Genomic DNA, 1327 nt, shown 5'->3' with positions numbered 1-1327 from the left:
TGCTATCGCAATATCCTTAACTGCAGCAACTTGGTCGGAAGATCCACGGATACGGGATGGAGTCGTTAATACTGCAGAACCGGTACCAGATATTCCTTTGTTATTCGCTCCAACGGCGTACAACTTATCATCTTTTATAAACCAGTATGTGTTTTCTTTGCTACTAAACATAGCTTTAGTAACACCAGTTGCTATTTCAACCTTTGTTGCAAATGTTTTAGCATTAGCAGATGCATTCCATACAGGAATATTGGTCCCTAAAGTATCCCATGTCGACAATACCCCATTATCCAAATACAATCCTGTGTAAGTGTTCAGCTCTGTATTCTTATTTGGATAAAATTTGGCTTTTGACTTGTCTAGAGGGAGCGCGGTTAATCCAGACAATGCTGTAATTTGTTTATCATTGTCAATTACCGTGTCAATTGGTGAAAAGGTATAGGACTTATCTTCCACCTGCAAAACATAACGTCTGAAATTACCTTTGTACCACGCATAAGTAACCGGTGGGTTCGTGTTTGCTATCCACTGTTTTGCATAGTTAGCGCCAGCCTCTGAGGTGTCACCAAGGTAAGAGACATCAACATTCATAGGGTTGCTATATGCTGGAAAGTTATCAATTGCTACTGGCTTCGCCGAAGCCAAAGAGGATAACCCAAACGATGAACCAACAAGATATGCTTTACTGTTGGTAAGTAATATAACCCCCTGTTCTGGTGCTGGGATTATTTTCTTAACGCCTAGAATAGGGTCGCCTGTAGCCGGGTCAACGACTTCTATGGGAATAGCCCTGTCCAACTTTTCTCCACTACCCAATTGACCTGCTGCCCCTTTTCCCCAAGCCCATGTCATACCATCTTCCCCAATTGCAAAATAACTGGTGCCTGCCTGATAATTGGTAGGGTTAGCTGCAATTACTGCATTTTTAACTTTAGTTTCAAATATTTTAGTTGTTGGATATCCTTTGCTCCTGTAGATGTATCCATCCGCTCCTATAAAAGGATAAGAGTTAATCTCTGTTCTACTCGCATACGTAGGAAACAGTGGAGTTTCTCCAGGCTCGAACTTCACGAAGATGGAATCTCCGTCGAGGTAGTAGACACTTCCGTTGCTAAGAGTTACTTTATTGTAAAATGCGGTTATGTTAGTGTTATACGCAGCTTCATAATTCGTATTGTTACTTGAAAAGTTTTCTACTTTTACAATTTCGTTATAACCAGCACCTTCGACTTTGGTTGTCTCGCCGGAGATGAATAATCCGGGAACTAGCAGAACCAAAGATAAAGCCAACGCTCCCCATCGTTTGTGCTTTTTGGTTGACGCTTGT

The 1327-nt window shown here is 41.5% G+C and carries 1 pseudogene; it reads right to left on the bottom strand.

Features of this window, described 5'->3' with window-relative positions:
• A pseudogene (locus tag ACQ76X_RS35890) lies at positions 1-1278 on the bottom strand (hypothetical protein); the annotation flags it as partial.
• Between the last annotated feature and the right edge of the window lie 49 nt (positions 1279-1327).

Source organism: Paenibacillus sp. IHBB 3054 (assembly GCF_051594305.1).
GTDB lineage: Bacteria > Bacillota > Bacilli > Paenibacillales > Paenibacillaceae > Paenibacillus_AQ.
Note: the sequence above shows the minus strand (reverse complement) of the source record. Positions and strands in the feature narration are given on the sequence as shown.